Source organism: Psychroflexus sp. MBR-150 (assembly GCF_053628795.1).
In genome coordinates, this window is record NZ_JBRJHB010000051.1 from 1 (window position 1) to 1,074 (window position 1,074).

1 protein-coding gene is annotated in these 1,074 nt (G+C 30.7%); it reads left to right on the forward strand.

Annotated features, from left to right (window positions below):
• Positions 1-1,074, forward strand: a 1,074-nt coding sequence (locus tag ACSSV5_RS12260; RefSeq protein ID WP_454246101.1) for an IS1634 family transposase, incomplete at both ends; no start/stop codon positions are given.

Below are 1,074 nucleotides of genomic sequence, written 5' to 3' on the forward strand. Positions count from 1 at the left end.
GAACTGCTTTTAGGAAAGCTTTTTAATCAGATTGGGTTCAATCAAATTAATCATGATTTATTTAAGCAATTGGTTCTTGCTAGACTTTGCTACCCTTCTAGTAAGCTTAAGACATCAGATTATCTTTTTAAGTACCAACATAAAGCTATTGATGTTCAAGTTATTTACCGATACATGGATAAGCTTCATAAACAACACAAATCCCAAATACAAGAAATTAGTTATAATCATACCTTGAAAATACTAGATGGAACAATAAATGTAGTATTCTATGATGTTACCACTATTTATTTTGAAATTGATAACGAAGATGAATTACGCAAAACAGGCTTCTCTAAAGAAGGCAAACATCAAAATCCGCAAATTGTACTAGGGTTATTAGTTAGCAAAGATGGTTACCCATTGGCTTACGATATTTTTGAAGGCAATAAATTTGAAGGACACACCATGCTACCAGTCATTGATAGTTTTAAGAAAAAATACGGATTAGATCAATTAGTCATCATCGCTGACTCTGGGCTACTTTCTTCTAAAAACATAGAAGAACTTCAAAGCAAAAGTTATGAATTTATTCTTGGAGCTAGAATTAAAAATGAGAAGTCCTTTATAAAAGAAAAAATATTAGCTTTAAAACTTAAAAATGGAGAGAGTGCAGTTGTAGAAAAAGGTAATTTGAGACTTATCATAAGCTATTCCGATTCAAGAGCCAAGAAAGATAAGCACAATAGAGAAAAGGGATTAAAGAGACTGGAAAAGAAAATTAGATCAGGAAAACTAACCAAGTCAAGTATCAATAACAGAGGTTACAATAAATATCTAAAACTTGATGGAGAGCTAAAAGTTTCAATAGACAAAACAAAATTTGAAACAGATGCAAAATGGGATGGTCTAAAAGGCTATATAACTAATGCTAAATTGAATAAAAATGAAATTTTAGAGAATTATAGTCATTTATGGAAGATTGAAAAGGCTTTCAGAATAGCTAAGACAGACTTGAAAATAAGACCAATCTATCATAGAGTTCAGCGTAGGATTGAAGCTCACATTTGCATAGCTTTTGCAGCATATAAAATA